The sequence below is a fragment of the Aciduliprofundum sp. MAR08-339 genome, from assembly GCF_000327505.1.
In the GTDB taxonomy this organism is placed as follows: domain Archaea; phylum Thermoplasmatota; class Thermoplasmata; order Thermoplasmatales; family Aciduliprofundaceae; genus Aciduliprofundum.
Genome location: NC_019942.1, coordinates 272,410 through 288,107, shown reverse-complemented (window position 1 = coordinate 288,107; position 15,698 = coordinate 272,410). Strand labels below are relative to the sequence as shown.

General features: G+C 46.5%; 15 protein-coding genes and 1 tRNA gene. 7 read left to right on the top strand and 9 right to left on the bottom strand.

Translation table 11 applies throughout. The features are described from left to right. Positions 1-4: 4 nt before the first annotated feature. On the bottom strand, positions 5-646 hold the full coding sequence (locus tag ACIM339_RS01610; RefSeq protein WP_015282849.1) for an HAD family hydrolase: 642 nt from the start codon (positions 644-646) through the stop codon (positions 5-7). A 59-nt stretch (positions 647-705) separates the two neighbouring features. Here ACIM339_RS01610 and ACIM339_RS01605 point away from each other — a divergent pair, with 59 nt between their 5' ends. Then, positions 706-1,884: an aminotransferase class I/II-fold pyridoxal phosphate-dependent enzyme gene (locus ACIM339_RS01605; protein ID WP_048103958.1), complete on the top strand. Its 1,179-nt coding sequence runs from the start codon at positions 706-708 to the stop codon at positions 1,882-1,884. Positions 1,885-2,140: 256 nt separating this feature from the next. After that, positions 2,141-3,094, top strand: coding sequence for an NAD-dependent epimerase/dehydratase family protein (locus ACIM339_RS01600; protein WP_015282847.1), 954 nt, complete (start codon positions 2,141-2,143; stop codon positions 3,092-3,094). On the opposite strand, the gene ACIM339_RS01595 is transcribed toward ACIM339_RS01600, so the two are convergent. From ACIM339_RS01595 to ACIM339_RS01580, 4 genes are read right to left on the bottom strand one after another with little or no spacing between them, the layout of a single operon-like run. After that, positions 3,089-3,829: an asparagine synthase C-terminal domain-containing protein gene (locus ACIM339_RS01595; protein WP_052309849.1), complete on the bottom strand. Its 741-nt coding sequence runs from the start codon at positions 3,827-3,829 to the stop codon at positions 3,089-3,091. The genes ACIM339_RS01600 and ACIM339_RS01595 overlap by 6 nt on opposite strands. A gap of 32 nt (positions 3,830-3,861) precedes the next feature. Further along, positions 3,862-5,535 carry a glycine--tRNA ligase gene (gene glyS, locus ACIM339_RS01590; RefSeq protein WP_015282846.1) on the bottom strand — a complete coding sequence of 558 codons (1,674 nt, stop codon included), beginning with the start codon at positions 5,533-5,535 and terminating at the stop codon, positions 3,862-3,864. Next, positions 5,528-6,394 (bottom strand): CBS domain-containing protein, encoded by an 867-nt coding sequence (locus tag ACIM339_RS01585; protein WP_015282845.1) that lies wholly within the window; start codon positions 6,392-6,394, stop codon positions 5,528-5,530. Before ACIM339_RS01585 ends, glyS begins: the two co-directional genes overlap by 8 nt. Before the next feature lie 34 nt (positions 6,395-6,428). After that, the gene (locus tag ACIM339_RS01580; protein WP_015282844.1) at positions 6,429-7,091 is read right to left on the bottom strand and encodes an HAD-IA family hydrolase; all 663 of its coding nucleotides are present in this window, start codon (positions 7,089-7,091) and stop codon (positions 6,429-6,431) included. Between the two features lie 40 nt (positions 7,092-7,131). Between ACIM339_RS01580 and ACIM339_RS01575 the strand changes: the two genes are divergently transcribed. Further along, on the top strand, positions 7,132-8,070 hold the full coding sequence (locus ACIM339_RS01575; protein WP_015282843.1) for a radical SAM protein: 939 nt from the start codon (positions 7,132-7,134) through the stop codon (positions 8,068-8,070). A 1-nt stretch (position 8,071) separates the two neighbouring features. Next, complete coding sequence (locus ACIM339_RS01570) at positions 8,072-9,076, top strand: sugar phosphate nucleotidyltransferase (protein WP_015282842.1); 1,005 nt, start codon at positions 8,072-8,074, stop codon at positions 9,074-9,076. On the opposite strand, the gene ACIM339_RS01565 is transcribed toward ACIM339_RS01570, so the two are convergent. The 3 genes from ACIM339_RS01565 to ACIM339_RS01555 are packed head-to-tail and all read right to left on the bottom strand — an operon-like array spanning position 9,077 to position 12,168. Then, on the bottom strand, positions 9,077-9,808 hold the full coding sequence (locus ACIM339_RS01565) for a radical SAM protein (RefSeq protein WP_015282841.1): 732 nt from the start codon (positions 9,806-9,808) through the stop codon (positions 9,077-9,079). After that, positions 9,795-11,045 carry an Nre family DNA repair protein gene (locus tag ACIM339_RS01560; RefSeq protein ID WP_015282840.1) on the bottom strand — a complete coding sequence of 417 codons (1,251 nt, stop codon included), beginning with the start codon at positions 11,043-11,045 and terminating at the stop codon, positions 9,795-9,797. The genes ACIM339_RS01565 and ACIM339_RS01560 overlap by 14 nt, the downstream gene beginning before the upstream one ends. 34 nt (positions 11,046-11,079) lie before the next feature. Beyond that, a complete protein-coding gene (locus tag ACIM339_RS01555) occupies positions 11,080-12,168 on the bottom strand; it encodes an ATP-binding protein (protein WP_015282839.1) in 1,089 nt (362 codons plus the stop codon). 77 nt (positions 12,169-12,245) lie between these two features. On the opposite strand from ACIM339_RS01555, the gene ACIM339_RS01550 reads away from it, so the two are divergent. The 3 genes from ACIM339_RS01550 (at position 12,246) to ACIM339_RS01540 (ending at position 15,432) form a co-directional block, all read left to right on the top strand. Next, positions 12,246-12,318 (top strand) — tRNA-Val (locus tag ACIM339_RS01550). Between the two features lie 88 nt (positions 12,319-12,406). Next, positions 12,407-14,347 (top strand): DNA topoisomerase VI subunit B, encoded by a 1,941-nt coding sequence (locus tag ACIM339_RS01545; protein ID WP_015282838.1) that lies wholly within the window; start codon positions 12,407-12,409, stop codon positions 14,345-14,347. Further along, a complete protein-coding gene (locus ACIM339_RS01540; RefSeq protein ID WP_015282837.1) occupies positions 14,344-15,432 on the top strand; it encodes a DNA topoisomerase IV subunit A in 1,089 nt (362 codons plus the stop codon). Before ACIM339_RS01545 ends, ACIM339_RS01540 begins: the two co-directional genes overlap by 4 nt. Here ACIM339_RS01540 and ACIM339_RS01535 read toward each other — a convergent pair. After that, the gene (locus ACIM339_RS01535; protein WP_015282836.1) at positions 15,429-15,689 is read right to left on the bottom strand and encodes a hypothetical protein; all 261 of its coding nucleotides are present in this window, start codon (positions 15,687-15,689) and stop codon (positions 15,429-15,431) included. The genes ACIM339_RS01540 and ACIM339_RS01535 overlap by 4 nt on opposite strands. Between the last annotated feature and the right edge of the window lie 9 nt (positions 15,690-15,698).

Below are 15,698 nucleotides of genomic sequence, written 5' to 3'. Positions count from 1 at the left end.
GGCACTATAAAAAGTTTTTATTCAGCAGTTCTTTAATAGAGGTTATGGTTAAATCCGCGTACCTGCACTTCCTTCCGTTTCTGCTTATGTGTACAGCCACACAACCTGCCCTCCTGGCGGCAAGCATTTCTTTCTCTCCATCCCCTATGACCATGCATCTCTCACAGTGCAGTTTCTCTTTTATTATCTCTATGAATCTTGGTGAGGGTTTTAACTCGTCTATGTAGGCGTAGTTTTTGTAATCCTTTCCGATGATGAAATCAAAGTAATCAAGGAGGTTGAAAGTTGATAGCACAAATTTTATACACTCCTCACTTGAAACGCTCCAGGCGCACTTCTTACCCTCCAGGGATTTCAAAACATCCGTATCTGGGTAGGCTCTCAATCTTCCCTCATAAAGCATCTCTTTTCTGTACTCCAGATTCCTTTCGTCCACCTCTCTCCAGAAGACCGATGCCTCCACTCCGTAATTTTCACTGTATCTCCTGCTCACCTCACCCTCAATTATCTTCTTCCATGTATCAAAGGATAACGGAATTCCATGCCTCTCAGCCACGGGCCTCGCTATGAACTCGTACCACTCTCTCATATCAAAGTCCACGTATTCCACGAGGGTATCATCCACATCAAAGATGAGGCATGGCATACTTGAGCATGGGGAGAAGGTTTTTATTTCTTGTTGCCTTTTTCATTACGGGTGATATTATGAGTGAGAAAACTTTGCATCTCAAAAAAATGCTGGAGGAGATGAAAGAGCGTGGTGAGACCTGGGAACTTTTGCGTCTTTTTGGGCCATCCACGCACAGGGTGGTTGTTGAAGGAAAAGAGGCCGTGATGCTTGCCTCAAACAATTATCTTGATCTGGCCAATGATCCAAGGCTCAAGGAGGCTGCCAAGGAAGCCATAGAGAAGTACGGCTGGGGTGCTGGAAGTGACTGGAGCATTGCCGGCTATACCGATTTGCAGGAAAAACTGCACAAAAAAATCGCCGAGTTCAAGGAGACTGCTGCGGGTCTGGCGTTTCAGACGGGATTTGCAACCAATGCTGGAACCCTTGCCAAAATTGTGGGTAAGGGAGATGTGGTTGTGAGCGATGAACTCAATCACGGGAGCATAATTGATGGCATACGCCTATCCAGAGCGGATAAGGTGATATACAAGCACCTTGACATGGGAGACCTGGAGGATAAGTTGAGGCAGGTGCATGACAAGTATGAGCACATTTTAGTTGTGACAGATGGAGTGTTCAGCATGGATGGAGATATAGCTCCCATGGATGAGATTGTGAAGCTCGCGGATGAGTATGGGGCCATGACCTACGTGGATGATTCCCACGGCGAGGGTGTTCTTGGAGAGGGTCGTGGCATAGGACACCATTTCGGAGTGCAGAAGAAGATTGATTTTCAGATGGGTACATTCTCAAAGGCTCTTGGCTCCATGGGAGGTATGCTGGCGGGAGAGGAATATGTTATTGAATACGTTTACAACACCGCACGCACGTGGCTTCTCAGTGCTGCTTACCCACCTGCGGTTACCGCGGCAAACATAAAATCCCTGGAAATTGTGATGCAGGAGAAGGATCGCGTGCAGCGCCTGTGGGACAATCGCAACTACTTCAAGAAGGAACTTGAGAGTCTGGGATTTGACACCTGGAAGAGCCAGACACCCATTGTACCGGTGATGGTGCGCGATTCCAAGAAGGCCAAGGATCTCGCTCATATGCTCTTCGAGGATGGCGTGTTTGCTCTACCCATAGTGTTCCCGATGGTTCCAAGGGGATTGGAGAGAATAAGAAATCAGGTGAGTGCAGGCCACACGAAGGAGGATCTTGATTACGCTCTCAACGCCTACGAGCGTGCCGGTAAGAAACTTGGGTTGATATAAATTAATATGCCTTTTTTCATTTTTTTATGTGAAAAAATTTGCCATTCTTCTGATTTCTGTGCTAATTTTCTCATACATTCCACGCCGGATATATATGGGTCAGTATAGTTAGATTTTCGATCAGGATGGAAACAATACGGATTACAAGCCTCTTAAGAACCCTGCTCAATCTTCTTATTTGCAGTATTCCTGCTTGCCCTGTGGAAAAGACGAAATGTTTAATTCTAATTGATCTATACCCCATCGGTGAATAAAAATGAGAAGGATTCTCGTGACCGGTGGCTTAGGGCAAATTGGCTCCTCTCTGGTTCCATTTCTCAGGAAAAAGTATGGCAGAGATAATGTTATTGTGGCGGATATAAGGGAACCTGAAAATCTGGAAGATCTTAGCCCCTTTGTAAAACTTGACATAATGGATAGAAAAATGCTTGACAGGGTGATAGAGAAAGAGGATATAGACACGATTTACCACCTCGCGGCCATCCTATCTGCCAAGGGAGAGCAGAATCCGCAACTGGCATTCAAGGTCAATATAATAGGCCTGTATAATATTCTTGAGGCAGGCAGAGAGTATTCCCTCGAGCGCATAATGGTTCCCAGCTCCATAGCTGCCTTCGGACCCGAGACTCCGAAGGATAACACACCCAATGACACGGTTCTCAGACCAAGGACAATGTATGGTATAAGCAAGGTCACAGGGGAACTTCTGGGTCTCTATTACTGGGAGAAGTACGGGCTTGATGTTCGCGGTGTGCGCTATCCAGGAATAATAAGCTGGAACGCTATGCCCGGTGGAGGCACAACCGATTATGCAGTTGAAATTTTCCATTATGCCCTGAGGGGGGAGAAGTATGTATGCTTCCTTAGGGAGGATACTGTGCTTCCAATGATGTACATGCCAGATGCAATCAAGGCCATTACCATGCTGGCAGACGCTCCAAGTGAGAATCTAAGGCATCGCACAGATTTCAATGTGCAGGCCATGAGCTTTGCCCCCAAGGATTTAGTGGAGGAGATAAGAAAGTACGTCCCTGATTTTGAGGTAGAATACAGGCCCGATTACAGGCAGAAGATAGCAGATTCTTGGCCAAGAAGTCTGGACGATTCTACTGCAAGGGAGGAATGGAACTGGAAGCCCGATTATGATATGGAGGCAATGGTTAAGGATATAATTGAGAACCTGAGCAAAAAGATGGGAGTGGAATTATAGGGATTTTACTAATTCCTCCACACTCTCACCTCTCTTTTTTGCCATCATCTTCATCATTTTCCATATACCTGAGCCGTACTGTGCCGCCTTTTTCTCCCTCTCCACTATCTCCTTGGGCACACCTAGAATTTTTGCGGCTTCTCTGAGTATCCATTTTCTCGTGCCGTTTCTTATTTTCATATCCATGGGTATGTTTTCGGAGAACTCTATGATTCGCGAATCCAGATATGGAGTTATGAGTTCCTTGCTCAGCAACGTGGCCATCCTTATCTCCCTTGGTCTGGTTTTTTCCAGCAGAGTTTTTATATCATCCTTCATCAGTTCCCCATGCTCCAGGTATTTGTGGTAACCTCCAAACAACTCATCACTTCCCTGACCTGTGTAAATAATGCGCTCATCAGCATTTGTGCATACGAAGTAAAGTGGCAGTTCGAATGAAATTTCCACGGCACTTATATCTGGCTCAATTCTCTTCAGAAATAATATGCCTTCAATGAGATCATACTCATCAATTTCAATCAATTTCAGAGGCATGTTAAGGACATTTGCAGCGGTTTTTGCATTTTCAAAGTCTTTGGAACCCTCAACTCCAACGGTGTAAAGATTCGGTTTGCAGTCTTTTAAAATATACGCCAGTATGCCGCTGTCCAACCCACCTGAGAACGCTATGGCCGAATTCTCCCTGCACTCCACGTCTCCAAGAAGTGAAGCCAGAACCCTGGCAAAATCTTCCATAAATTTGAAAAGGCGAGGCGATATTTATAAATTCATATCTCCGAGAATTTCACCTGCTCCTCAACAAGCTGCTTTATGATCTCTGGCAGTTTTTCTATGGGGATTCTCTTCTGCTCTGCACTATCCCTTTCTCTGACCGTCACTGTCCTGTCCTTCAATGTTTGATAGTCCACGGTTATGCAGAAGGGCACCCCTATTTCGTCTGCGCGGGCGTATCTTCGTCCTATGGAGCCCGAATCGTCGTAGTAGGAGTTTATGCCGCCACTTCTCAAAATTGTAAGTATCTCCCTTGCCACATCGTCCAGGTTGTCCTTTGCCATAAGGGGAAAGACACCGACCTTGAGAGGTGCAATTATGGGTTTGAGTCTCAGCACCTTGTATCCAGAATCCTCCCGCTCGTAGTAGGCATGCTCAAGAAGGGAGTAAATAAGCCTATCAATTCCAAATGAGGGTTCAATAACGTTGGGAATGAACCTCTCACCACCTATCGTCTCCTCTTCGATCACGACCTCGTAGGCATCCTGCGGTATTTTTACCCTTCTTCCGTTGAGATCCACTTCCAGGTTTCCGTCGGTGAACTCCATTTCCTCTATGATCTCAGCGATCTTCTTTGCCTCGCCCTTGAACATGGGGCCCAGGATCTCCATTCTGGGCCTGAGTTTTTTTATTTTTATCTTTTTTGGCTCTTTGAATCTGCGCAGGGCTGTCAAATCCCTTCCTGAGTAGGTCATATGCCTGCGCAAATCGTAATCTCCGCGATCGGCAATGCCTATTACCTCAGTCCATCCAGATGAGAGGAGAATCTCGCAATCCCAGGTATCCCTGGCGTAGTGGGCAAGTTCCTCTTTGAAATGCTGCCTGAATCTAACACGCTTGAGATCTATACCCAGTTTATTGAGAAAATTCAAAATTTTCCCCATATAGTACGCAATGTATGGGCTCATAATCTGTTTTTCAATGGCTTCTTTAACCTTAACTCTTAAATTCTCTCCATCTCTGGTGAGAAGTGAAATCTCAACATCATCTATTTCTCCAGGCAATGTGATTTCGTATGGGTCAACAAAAAGTTCAATTTCGGCCATGTTGAACTCTCTCAACCTCAAGAGTCCCTGACGCGGGCTTATTTCGTTCCTAAACCCCTTTCCGATCTGGGCAACTCCAAATGGCAATTTTTCTCTGTTGAGACGATACATTATGGAGAAATTCACAAATATCCCCTGTGCGGTTTCTGGGCGTAAAAAGGCGTTTTTATCCAGTCCCACCTTTGTGGGGAACATCAGGTGAAATCTTTCAGGGTCAGTTAGCTCTCCACCGCAATCGGGGCAGCGCACGTTGTTCTCCTTTATCGCTCTCTTCAGCCCCTTCTCGTCAAGTTTTTCCGGGTTTTCAACTATTCCTTTCAAAAGTTCGTCCGCCCTGAACGAATGGCCGCATTTCTTGCAAGTAACCATATAATCCGTGAACTTCTCCGCGTGACCTGAGGCAATGTACATCAGTTCTGGCCCAATATTAGGCCCATCAAGCATGAGTAGTCCGTCCTTGATGACAAATTCCTTCCTCCACAGGCGGAGCAGGTTCTCCTTGATGAGTGCTCCAAGGGGTCCATAATCGTAGAAGCCGCTCAGTCCTCCGTATATCTCGTAGGCCTTCCAGTAAAAACCCCTCCGCTTGGCAATTTCCATTATGCTAACTCGCACATCACTCATAATTCACACCCACGAGGGATGCAACCAGATCACTGTCGAAGATCATGGCGATCAGGTCATCGTGCGTATTTCTCACAGGTAGCTGGGAGAAATTGTTTTTGCGCATTATTCTTGCTGCCTCCCATGCGGGAGATTTTGAGAATATGGATACGGGGTTCTTGATCATGACCTCTTCAACCGGAATCTTTGGAAGATTGACCTTCTCCTCCATGTAGAAGAGTTTGATCACATTTCTTAATCCTTCCCAGTTCCAGGAATCTTCATCGTCCCCGAGTCCCAGTTCCGAAATTGCCACGCTCTTATCAACCTCGGCCTTCTCAAACAGATCCCTGTCGGTGACTATTCCTATGAGTTTCCCGTCGTCGTCCACCACGGGGAAAGCGGGAAGTGAGGAAAGGCTCATGGCGCAGAACACAACGGGCAGTGGGGTGCATTTGTGCAGGGGGAAACATGGCTTGGTGATGTATTTCTCCACGGGTTCTGATATTCTGCGCTCTTCCACAACACTGAGGAAGTCCTGGGGTGTGAGTATTCCTATTACATTTCTCTCCTCATCAACAACAACTATGTGCCTCCTTCCGTATCTCAGCATGACCGATGCAGCGTATTCAATGGTGTCATCCTCACTAACGGTGGGCACATCCCTCCTCATAAGAAGCGCAACCTGCTCCTCCCCCGGATTTTCAAATATGTCTCTGCGGGAAACTATACCAAGAAGTTTTCCCTCCTCATTCACGACGGGCACGCCCGTTATGTTGTACCTCACCAGGGTGCGAAGCACATCCTTCTTAGTTCCAGGTGCCTTGACACATACTGGATTTCTTGACATAATGTCCCTGACCTTTTCTTTCAAACCCATCACCACCTACCTAAAAAATTACTCGTACATAAACTTATTTGAGACGCTCTAAAAAATCAGCCAACTCCGAGAGATCGTTGAAGGAGAGATCTCCATCACCTTTTGCCTTTGGGGTGGCTCCGTGACCCCTGCGCTTTATGAGTGCCGTTTTTATTCCCAGTTTCCTGCATGGGGCAATGTCGTGGTAAACGCTCTGTGCCGCATGGAGCCATTCGTTTCTTGTAACGTTGAAGACCCTCTGGGCATATTTAAAGACACTGAGTGAGGGCTTGTACGCGCCCACCATCTCTGCTGTTATGACAAAATCAAATTTCACCCCCAGGTTTTCAATGGTCTTGGCGATGAGATCATTGTCCACGTTGGATATTATTGCTATTTTTGCCAGGTTCTTTATCCTCCTAAGCGCATTCCTTGAATCATCAAATGCAGGCCATTTGGGTAAACTTTTCACCAGGGCAAGTTCCTCTTCTGAGGAAATCTCCCTGTTCAGCGAATTTGCAAATTCAATCATAACATCCCTCAGTATCTCTCTGTAGGGTCTGTAGTGTTTCTCCAGTTTTGACTCTATTTCCGCGTACATATTCAGGATTTGTGCATAGCTAAGATGCGAATTTGGGAAGACCTTTCTTATGGTGTTAACTATTCCCCTCTCCCAATCAATTATGGTACCGTAGCAGTCAAAACTTACAATGAGCATAGAGGAAAAATACCTTATACATTAAAATTTATCTCCCAAGGTGAATCGCAATTTGAGGGCGATAAAATGGTTCCTGAAATCCTATCTTGATTACGACAGGCCCGTGTACGGATCATTCAAGGTTACCCACAGATGCAATATGCAGTGTCCATTCTGCAATGTTTGGCGTGATAGAACTCCCGATTTGCCCACGAAGGATATTTTCAGGATAATTGACAGACTTGCCGATAGCACGGTTACAGTTTTGAGCCTTGAGGGTGGAGAGCCAACATTGCGCAGGGACATTCTGGACATAGTGAAGTACGCCCATGACCGCTCATTCTACCTGTTCATGACCACAAACGGTACCCTTCTTCACAAATTGCCCCTTGAGGAGTTTGCCAAGTACCTTGATTTTCTCCACATATCCATTGATGAGGGTCACAACAATCTGTACCTCTTTGACGAACTTCCTAGGTATACATCGCGCATAAAAATAACGGTGCAAACCGTGGTTACGAGGAACGATGTGAAGGCCATACGCTGGAAGGTTGAAAGGGCCCATGAGGCAGGTGCAAGGATACTTCTCATGCCAGCGGTTTACCTTCCAGGGGCCGAAAATTTGAGCCCTGACAAGAGGGAAATACACGATGAACTCCTGAAACTGAAAAAGGAGTTTGGAAGCACGATTGTAACGAGCGACGCTTTCATAGATAGCCTGTTAAGGACCTATACCTGCAAGTCATTTTCCGTGATGATAGAGGCAAATGGGGATATAGTTTATCCGTGCAGCGTGATTGGCTGGAAGGTTGGTAATTTGCTGGAGAAGGATCTGGAGAGTATACTCCTTTCAGATGAGGCTAAAAGGGCAAGGAAAACAATGTATGCGTGTAAAAGAAGTTGCATGCTCTATCTCCATGCTGAGACCTCAAATTTCAACAATGTTTTTAACCTTGGAAAATATGCATGGAGCACGATAAAGGGATACATGAGGCGATAGTATGGTTGTAGGTGTGATACTTGCCGGAGGATACGGAAAGAGACTGAAGCCCATAACTGATTACGTGCCAAAACCTCTCGTAGAGATAAAGGAAAATTACACGATTCTGGATAAGCAGATTCTTGATTTGAAGTATGCGGGTGTGGATGAGGTTTATCTCCTTGTGGGGTATCTGTGGGATCGAATAAGGGAGAGGTATGGCGAGGAGTGGAAAGGCATGCGCATTCATTACCTTGTGGAGGATGAGCCCCGCGGTACGCTATGGGCCCTTGCAAATGCTTTTTCAAACATGGATGATGACTCTGTGGTCAGGAACGGGGACGTGGTGGCTGATTTCAACATAAGAGAGATGATTGAGAGTGCAGAGCGCAATGAAAATGCACTGCTCACCATAGCGGTTACGAGAATGCGCTCTCCCTATGGGGTTATAGATTTCAAGGACGATCTGATCCTATCCTTCAGGGAAAAACCCCTTCTTGATTATTACATAAACGCTGGATTGTACTACATAAAGAAGGAGGCCTATCCCTATTTTGAGAGGGAGTATACGGATAAGGCGGTTGAGCGTACGGTGTTTCCTCTTCTTGCCGAAATGCGCCGTGCCTACGTTTTCAGGGAGGACAATGTTTTCTGGCAGAGTGTGGATAGTCTGAAGGATCTTGAAAGGGTACGTGCCGAGTACAAGAACCGTGAGGACAAGCCTTGGGGCTACGAGAAGGTTGTCATTCTCACGGACAAGTACATGGTGAAGGAACTCTACCTTCGCAAGGGGTACAGTACATCCCTGCATTACCATCCAAGGAAGGATGAGACAATGCACATCAAGTACGGAAGCGGGTACATAGAGATAGAGGGGGAGAAACATGTTGTGCGTGAAGGAGACGTTCTGCGCATACCTCCGGGAAAGAAGCACAGGATAGTTGCAGCGGAGAACATGCTTCTCTACGAGTATTCCACGCCCCATCCTGAGGATACTGTGCGCGTTGAGGACCAATACGACCGATGATCACCACCCGAAATAGTATTTCAACCCAGAGTTTTTTGCAATCCTGTTTATTTTTATTTTCAGATCATCCTCTCCGTACATTAAAAAATCCGGTACATGCATTCCCTTTTTCATCCTGAATCTGTCAAAGATAACATAATCAACACCGATTTTTCTAAGAAGGGCCAGTAATTCCTTGAGGTAAGGAATCAGAAGTCTGGGAAATATTGGCCCTATGAAGGCGTAGGTTATGTTTCTCCCTGCGAACTCCTCAAGAACCTGCATTCTCTCGTCCACAGGCGATGCGTAGGGCTCAATTTTCTTTCGCAGAGCATCAACGGGAGTTGTTATGGTCACCCCTATTTCCGCGTTCATATTTTCCAGGATGTCTTTATCTCTAAGTATAAGCGAGGATTTTGTGAGTATGGATATGTTGGCATTGTGCTTTTTTAGAACCTCAAGGGACATTCTCGTTATTTCGTACCTTCGCTCCGCCGGTTGATAGGCATCGGTGACTGTGCCCACCTCAACATGTCCCTTTTTTCTCCTTAATTCCTTATCCAGTACTGTGGGCAGGTTCCTCTTAACGTAAACCGTGCTGTTCCACTCTTCAAGGGGTATGTGGAGCACGTATGGGGCGTAGCAGTACACACACCTGTGCTCACACCCCCTGTACGGATTGAGGGCGTAATCTGTGTTTTTGAGTTTTGATTTTGAAAGGGCATGCTTTACATGGATCTCAATGTACTTCAAAGTCCTCAAGCCTCCTCTGGTATGCAAATCTCTGCAGGAGGGTGGAACCCTTAAACCATGCATCCCTCCGTATGTGGAACTGGGATAGGGCGTAATTCACCGCTTCCATCTCCGTATCGAATTTTAAGGGCTCGCTGCGCATTGCATTTCTCACATTTTCACGCACATGCCACACTCCAACAGGCATGATGTAATCCGGCTGTGCCTCACGCAGAACTATGACCTCGGCCTGCCTTTTCATCTCAACCAATTTCTCGGATACTGCAAGGCGTGCGGCGTAGTAGCAACCTCCAATCTCCGCATACTTCCTTCTTCCCCCATAGAATTCGTGGCTTGATACCATGAACGTCCTTTTTCCATAGGGGTTCCAAAGGGTTCCTGGATACCACGCTTCCACAAGTTCGTAACTCCAGGGGCGGGGCAGGAAAATAACGAGGAATAGGTTTCCCATTTTGTAGGATTTGAAAGCAAGAGGTTGCTCTATTATGGGGAACCCTTTGACCTTATTCACGAGTTCCTTTGAGAGGGTATCATCCACCGCCGTTATGCTCCATCTGGTGGGCACGATTTTTCTCTCTATACCCATTGTGCCCATGCTGAAAGCTCTCTGAATCAGAGAAACATTCAGTCCCTCTTTGTAGAGTTCTATAACTGCATCTTTAGCCGGAATCTCATCGTAGTAAACCCTCTCCAATTTTGAGTTCACCTTCACATTGTCGTGCTCCAATCTCTTCAATTTTCCCGCAGGACCGAAGGGCTGCACCTCGCTTCCCACCAACACGCGTCCCTGAGGTACCTTCTCAAACGAAACTTCGGAATCCACATGCCTATCGGCCATGCTAAGTTCCTGCAGAGACAGGAGAAAATAGGATGGATCCTTTGCTTCGTTCACATTAATCTTTTTCATGCCCCTCACTAGGGATGTTCTCATCTCTGCAAATTCCTTAACGCTCATATCTATCCAGAATTGGGGCATATCCATGTATTCCGTATCTCCTATTTCGGGAGGTACAAGTGGCCCAACGTTGACCTTTGGATACCCGTACCTTCCGACGAACACTCCTGGGGGAGAAGAGCCGTAGATATCCTTTTTCAGATTCTTTTTTGTTTTGAGCATGGAGTAGTATCTTACCAGAAGCGGGCACTCACTCTTGCCACAGAGCATCTTTGTGCCCTTACACACTGCACATATCCCTTTTTTTGCAAGTTGTTCCACAAGGTTCTCTCTCTTCTTCACATGGAGAAATCTAAACGGTCAAATTTAAAACTTTTCAATTTTTCTGCTCTGCAAGGTAGTTTAGCATGTGTATAGTCTCCGCAGTCAGGGGCACGCTGCTGCCCGCTCTCAATGTGCCCTTTGCAAGCATAACCAGAAGCCTGGTATTTCCGTTGGTCAGCTGATATATGCGTTTGAAGGAATCCTCCCTTACATCTGGAAGGAGCTTCCTCGCATCCTCATAGTCAAGGGCTCCCAGGTTTATCTCAACAACCTTTCCATCCTGAACATCCCTCAATGAGTAGAATCTGTTGTAGAAGGGTGTGGCTGAAGGCATGGTTACGATTATCCTGCTCTCACCTATGTCCTCATCTATAAGTGCTCGCATGGCCTCCACAAAATCATCGTCCACCATGTGGTAATTGTCGAAAATTAGAAGAATGGGAGAGTTCCTAAGGCAATCCAGAACTTTGTCCCTTCCAAAGAGATGCTGGAATAACTCCCTTATGGATTTCCAGGTTCTACCGTCGTAGAGTTTGAGCCACACAATCCCGATGTATATATCCGCACGATTTATGAATTCCTTAACCAGTGCTGTTTTTCCTATGCCTCTAGGACCCACGATGCTCAGAACCCTGCCATTGCTGTACCATTCCTTCATTATCCGGAGTTCTTCTTCCCTATCCACAAATCTCTCGTATTTAAAATCCTCCTCGAAGAATACAACTCTTTTATCCGTCCCCAGTCTTATTTTCTCTCCCCTTTCAATGGCCCTTATTATCTCCATCGTGCTTTTTCCCGTTAGTTCCCTCACCTCCCCTATGCTCATGTATTTTCCCTGAGCCTCAATTTTCTCTTTATCCAGATTTTTTATGATCTCCTGGGCCCTTATGATTCCTCTGGAGGTTAAAAAGTAAATGCTGACCCTCTTTTTCTTGCCCTTAACATGCCCCTTCTTAGATTCAACGAGCCCTTCTTCAATGAGTTTTTTTATGTTTCTGGGCACGTGGGTCACGGATATGCCAATGCCATTTGCAATTCCCTGTTGGGTCATCTCCACAGGGTACTCGTACCTATCCCCGTACTTTCCGTAAGCGTAAAGATGAACCAGTATTTTCTGGGGTACTGTTAGTTTCAAGGGCATTGTACAGTGATTGTACTCATCCTTTTTAAAATTGCCCCTCAGAAAAGATTATAAAGGCTTTTCCTATTGCCTTATAGGGGCCCGTGGTCTAGTGGTTATGACGTCGCCCTTACAAGGCGAAGGTCCCCGGTTCGAACCCGGGCGGGCCCACTGGAGGCTTTGCCCCATATCCAGATTTTTCCTGTTTGTTGTGGAGAAATAATTTAAATGTGTATGCATATTGGCAATGGGATGCGCTATGGGTATTGCACACAAAATGGCGAGGAAGCAGAGAGAAATAAGCGTAGCCGAATTTTTTGAGAAGAACAAGCAGATTCTGGGCTTTGACTCCTTGACCAAGGCTCTTGTTGTGAGCGTGAAGGAGGCTGTTGATAACGCTTTAGATGCCTGCGAGGAAGCGCAGATTCTTCCTGATATTTATGTGGAAATTGATCAGATGGGAAGAGATGAATACAGGATAGTTGTGGAGGATAATGGGCCCGGAATAATACGCAGAAACATACCCCTCGTTTTCGGCAAGCTCCTTTACGGCTCAAGATTTCATGCCATAAGGCAATCAAGGGGGCAGCAGGGCATAGGCATAAGCGCCGTTGTGCTCTACGGTCAACTCACAACCGGCAAGCCAGCCCGTGTGGTCTCCAAGATTTCGGAGGAGGAGGTTGCCTACGAGGTGATCCTGTCCATAGATACCAAGAAAAATGCCCCTCGCATAATAAAGGAGAGCCCCCTCCTATGGGATAGGGAGCATGGAACGAGGATAGAAGTTGTTATAAGGGCGAGATATGTTCGTGGCAAGCAGAGCGTTTATGAATATCTGCAGCAAACTGCAATTGTCAATCCCCACGCCCAGATAACTTTCGTGGAGCCTGATGGAAAGAGGACAATTTTTAAGCGTGCCACGGATAAGTTGCCACCTCCAACAAGGGAGATAAAACCGCATCCCCATGGTATTGAATTGGGAGAATTGCTCAACATGGCCAGGAACACCAAGGCCTATCGCCTTACATCATTTCTAACCACCGAATTCAGCAGGGTGAGTCCAAAGGTTGCGGAGGAGATATGCAAGAAGGCATATCTTTACGGGGAGATGAGGCCCCAGGAGCTAAGCATAGAGGAAGCCAAGAGACTTCTTGATGCATTTCGTAAGGTAAAGCTCATGGCTCCGCCCACAGATTGCCTCTCACCCATAGGCGAGACGCTCATAAAGAAAGGCCTTAAAAATGTTCTTGGATCCCTCAGACCGAGTTTCTACGCCCAGCCAGTGACAAGGGAACCCAAGGTTTACAGCGGAAATCCCTTCATTGTGGAGGCGGGTATGGTTTATGGGGGAGAGTTGCCAAAAGATCAGCCCGTACGAATATTGAGATTTGCAAACAGGGTTCCCCTACTCTACCAGCAGGGTGCCGATGTGATAACCAAGGCCATAGGCAGCGTGGACTGGCGTAGATATGGACTTGAGCAGAGGGGTGGGCAGGGCATTCCCGTCGGACCTGCCATAATTCTCGTGCATGTGGCATCCACGCGGGTTCCATTCACATCAGAGGCCAAGGAGGCCATAGCCGAGGTACCCGAGATAAGGGAGGAGATTGAACTCGCCCTAAAGGCTCTCGGCAGGCAGCTTCGCCTGTACAATGTGAAAAAGCAACGCAAGAGCAAGATGACCGAGAAGTTCTTCCTCGTCACAAAGATCCTGCCTGAGATAGCCAGAAAAAGCGCGGAAATTGTGGAGAAGCCCGTGCCTAAACTGGAGCCTGTGATATCAAAGATAATGAATGTTGTCTGGATAGACGAGGAGATTGTGAAGGAGGATGCAAGGATAAGGGTGAATGTTAAGGTGGCCAACTACACTTCTAGGGCTTTGCACTTCACCCTTTATGGGGACTATCCACTGGGAAATCTTGTAGATACCGATGGAATTGCGGAGGAAGATTATGTGAAATGGGAGGTGAACATCGCACCCGTATCATACAGACATCTCTACTTTGTGCTGGAGGATGCCGATAGGTACGGGGAGACAAATTACTATGTGGATGGCATAAATCCAAATATTGTGATAGGTGCTGAGCCCTTGCCAGGAGACTGGAACATAAAGTTAAGCGAGATTGAGGAAATCGTTGAAGAAGATGATGTTGAAGAGGAGGATCTAGAGGATGAATTTGAGGAAGAGGTGAGAGAATGAGTAGTCAGGAGGCCCTGGAAAGGCTTTATCGCATTGCCGAGGAGATATACGAGGATCTTGCCAGAGGAGAAATTCCAAAGATGAAACTTGCAGCCAGGAACAGGAATAACATAGTTTTCAACTCAAGATACGGGGTGTGGAAGTATGGAGGGGCAAAAATTACCAGGAGCGCTAAGAAACTGGATGGTGCTTACATGCTCCTCCGCACCCTCTACGTTATGGAATTCATCAAGGAGATGATCAGGGATAAGAAATCCTCCACACTGAGGGAGATGTACTACATATCTGAAGGATGGGGCTTGGCGAAGTTCCACTCACAGGATGAGAGCAACAAACTCGCAGAGGACCTTGAGGTCATAACGGGTTTCATGCGGGAGGATTTCAAACTTCGCCCCGAGGAGGATGGTGCCAGCATAATTGGGAATATAACGATTGAGGAGATAAACCGTAAGGGAAAGCCCATGCGAATTAATTGCCGTGATGATGTTGGCGACAGCGGATATTTAATACCCTACAATGTGGAGAATGACAAATTAAGATTCGTGGATGTGGATGCCGATTTTGTCATAGGCATAGAAACAGGTGGTATGTTCGATCGTCTTGTTGAGAACGGCTTCGATGAGAAGGCCCGTGCAATTTTGGTGCACATTAAGGGCCAGCCAGCAAGGAGCACGAGAAGATTGCTGAAGAGGATGAATGAGGAACTTGGATTGCCCGTGGTGATCTTTACAGATGGAGATCCATGGTCCTTTAGGATATTCGCCTCCATTGCCTACGGAGCGATAAAGACGGCGCATATAAGCGAGTATCTTGCCACCCCCACCGCGGAGTTTGTGGGGATAACCGCCAGCGACATTCTGAATTATGATCTTCCCACGGATAAATTGAATGACCGTGACATAGCAGCTCTGGAATCGGAGTTGAAAGATCCAAGGTTTCAGACGCCCTTCTGGACCGAGGAGATAAAATTGATGCTCAAAATAAAGAAGAAGGCCGAGCAGCAGAGCCTGGCAAAGTACGGCCTGGACTATGTTACGGATACCTATCTACCTGAGAAGCTCACCGAGTTGGGTGTAATGAGTTAACTGCCCTTGAAATCCACAATTTCATCCCTTTGTTCTCTCACCACCTTGTTTATGTTCTTTCTTAGAATTTCTGTGAAAAGCAGGATAAGTTCTGATGGATTTCCTTCAAATTTTATTGATTTCTCGATTCTGTTCTCCTTTACAAGGGAAAGCACTGCTATTCCAGATGTGCCTTGCAAATCATAGGCATCCACTACAATCTCACCATCCCAATGCTGAACAATGTCCTGAAGCAAGTTCAGATCCCGCACCTTCATCTCAACGAA

Excerpts from the sequence above, each read along its gene's own strand:
- ACIM339_RS01610 (WP_015282849.1), bottom strand. The coding sequence starts at position 646 with ATGCCATGCCTCATCTTTGATGTGGATGATACCCTCGTGGAATACGTG.
- ACIM339_RS01605 (WP_048103958.1), top strand. The coding sequence starts at position 706 with ATGAGTGAGAAAACTTTGCATCTCAAAAAAATGCTGGAGGAGATGAAA.
- ACIM339_RS01600 (WP_015282847.1), top strand. The coding sequence starts at position 2,141 with ATGAGAAGGATTCTCGTGACCGGTGGCTTAGGGCAAATTGGCTCCTCT.
- ACIM339_RS01595 (WP_052309849.1), bottom strand. The coding sequence starts at position 3,829 with ATGGAAGATTTTGCCAGGGTTCTGGCTTCACTTCTTGGAGACGTGGAG.
- glyS (WP_015282846.1), bottom strand. The coding sequence starts at position 5,535 with ATGAGTGATGTGCGAGTTAGCATAATGGAAATTGCCAAGCGGAGGGGT.
- ACIM339_RS01585 (WP_015282845.1), bottom strand. The coding sequence starts at position 6,394 with ATGGGTTTGAAAGAAAAGGTCAGGGACATTATGTCAAGAAATCCAGTA.
- ACIM339_RS01580 (WP_015282844.1), bottom strand. The coding sequence starts at position 7,091 with ATGCTCATTGTAAGTTTTGACTGCTACGGTACCATAATTGATTGGGAG.
- ACIM339_RS01570 (WP_015282842.1), top strand. The coding sequence starts at position 8,072 with ATGGTTGTAGGTGTGATACTTGCCGGAGGATACGGAAAGAGACTGAAG.
- ACIM339_RS01555 (WP_015282839.1), bottom strand. The coding sequence starts at position 12,168 with ATGCCCTTGAAACTAACAGTACCCCAGAAAATACTGGTTCATCTTTAC.
- ACIM339_RS01545 (WP_015282838.1), top strand. The coding sequence starts at position 12,407 with ATGGGTATTGCACACAAAATGGCGAGGAAGCAGAGAGAAATAAGCGTA.
- ACIM339_RS01540 (WP_015282837.1), top strand. The coding sequence starts at position 14,344 with ATGAGTAGTCAGGAGGCCCTGGAAAGGCTTTATCGCATTGCCGAGGAG.
- ACIM339_RS01535 (WP_015282836.1), bottom strand. The coding sequence starts at position 15,689 with ATGAAGGTGCGGGATCTGAACTTGCTTCAGGACATTGTTCAGCATTGG.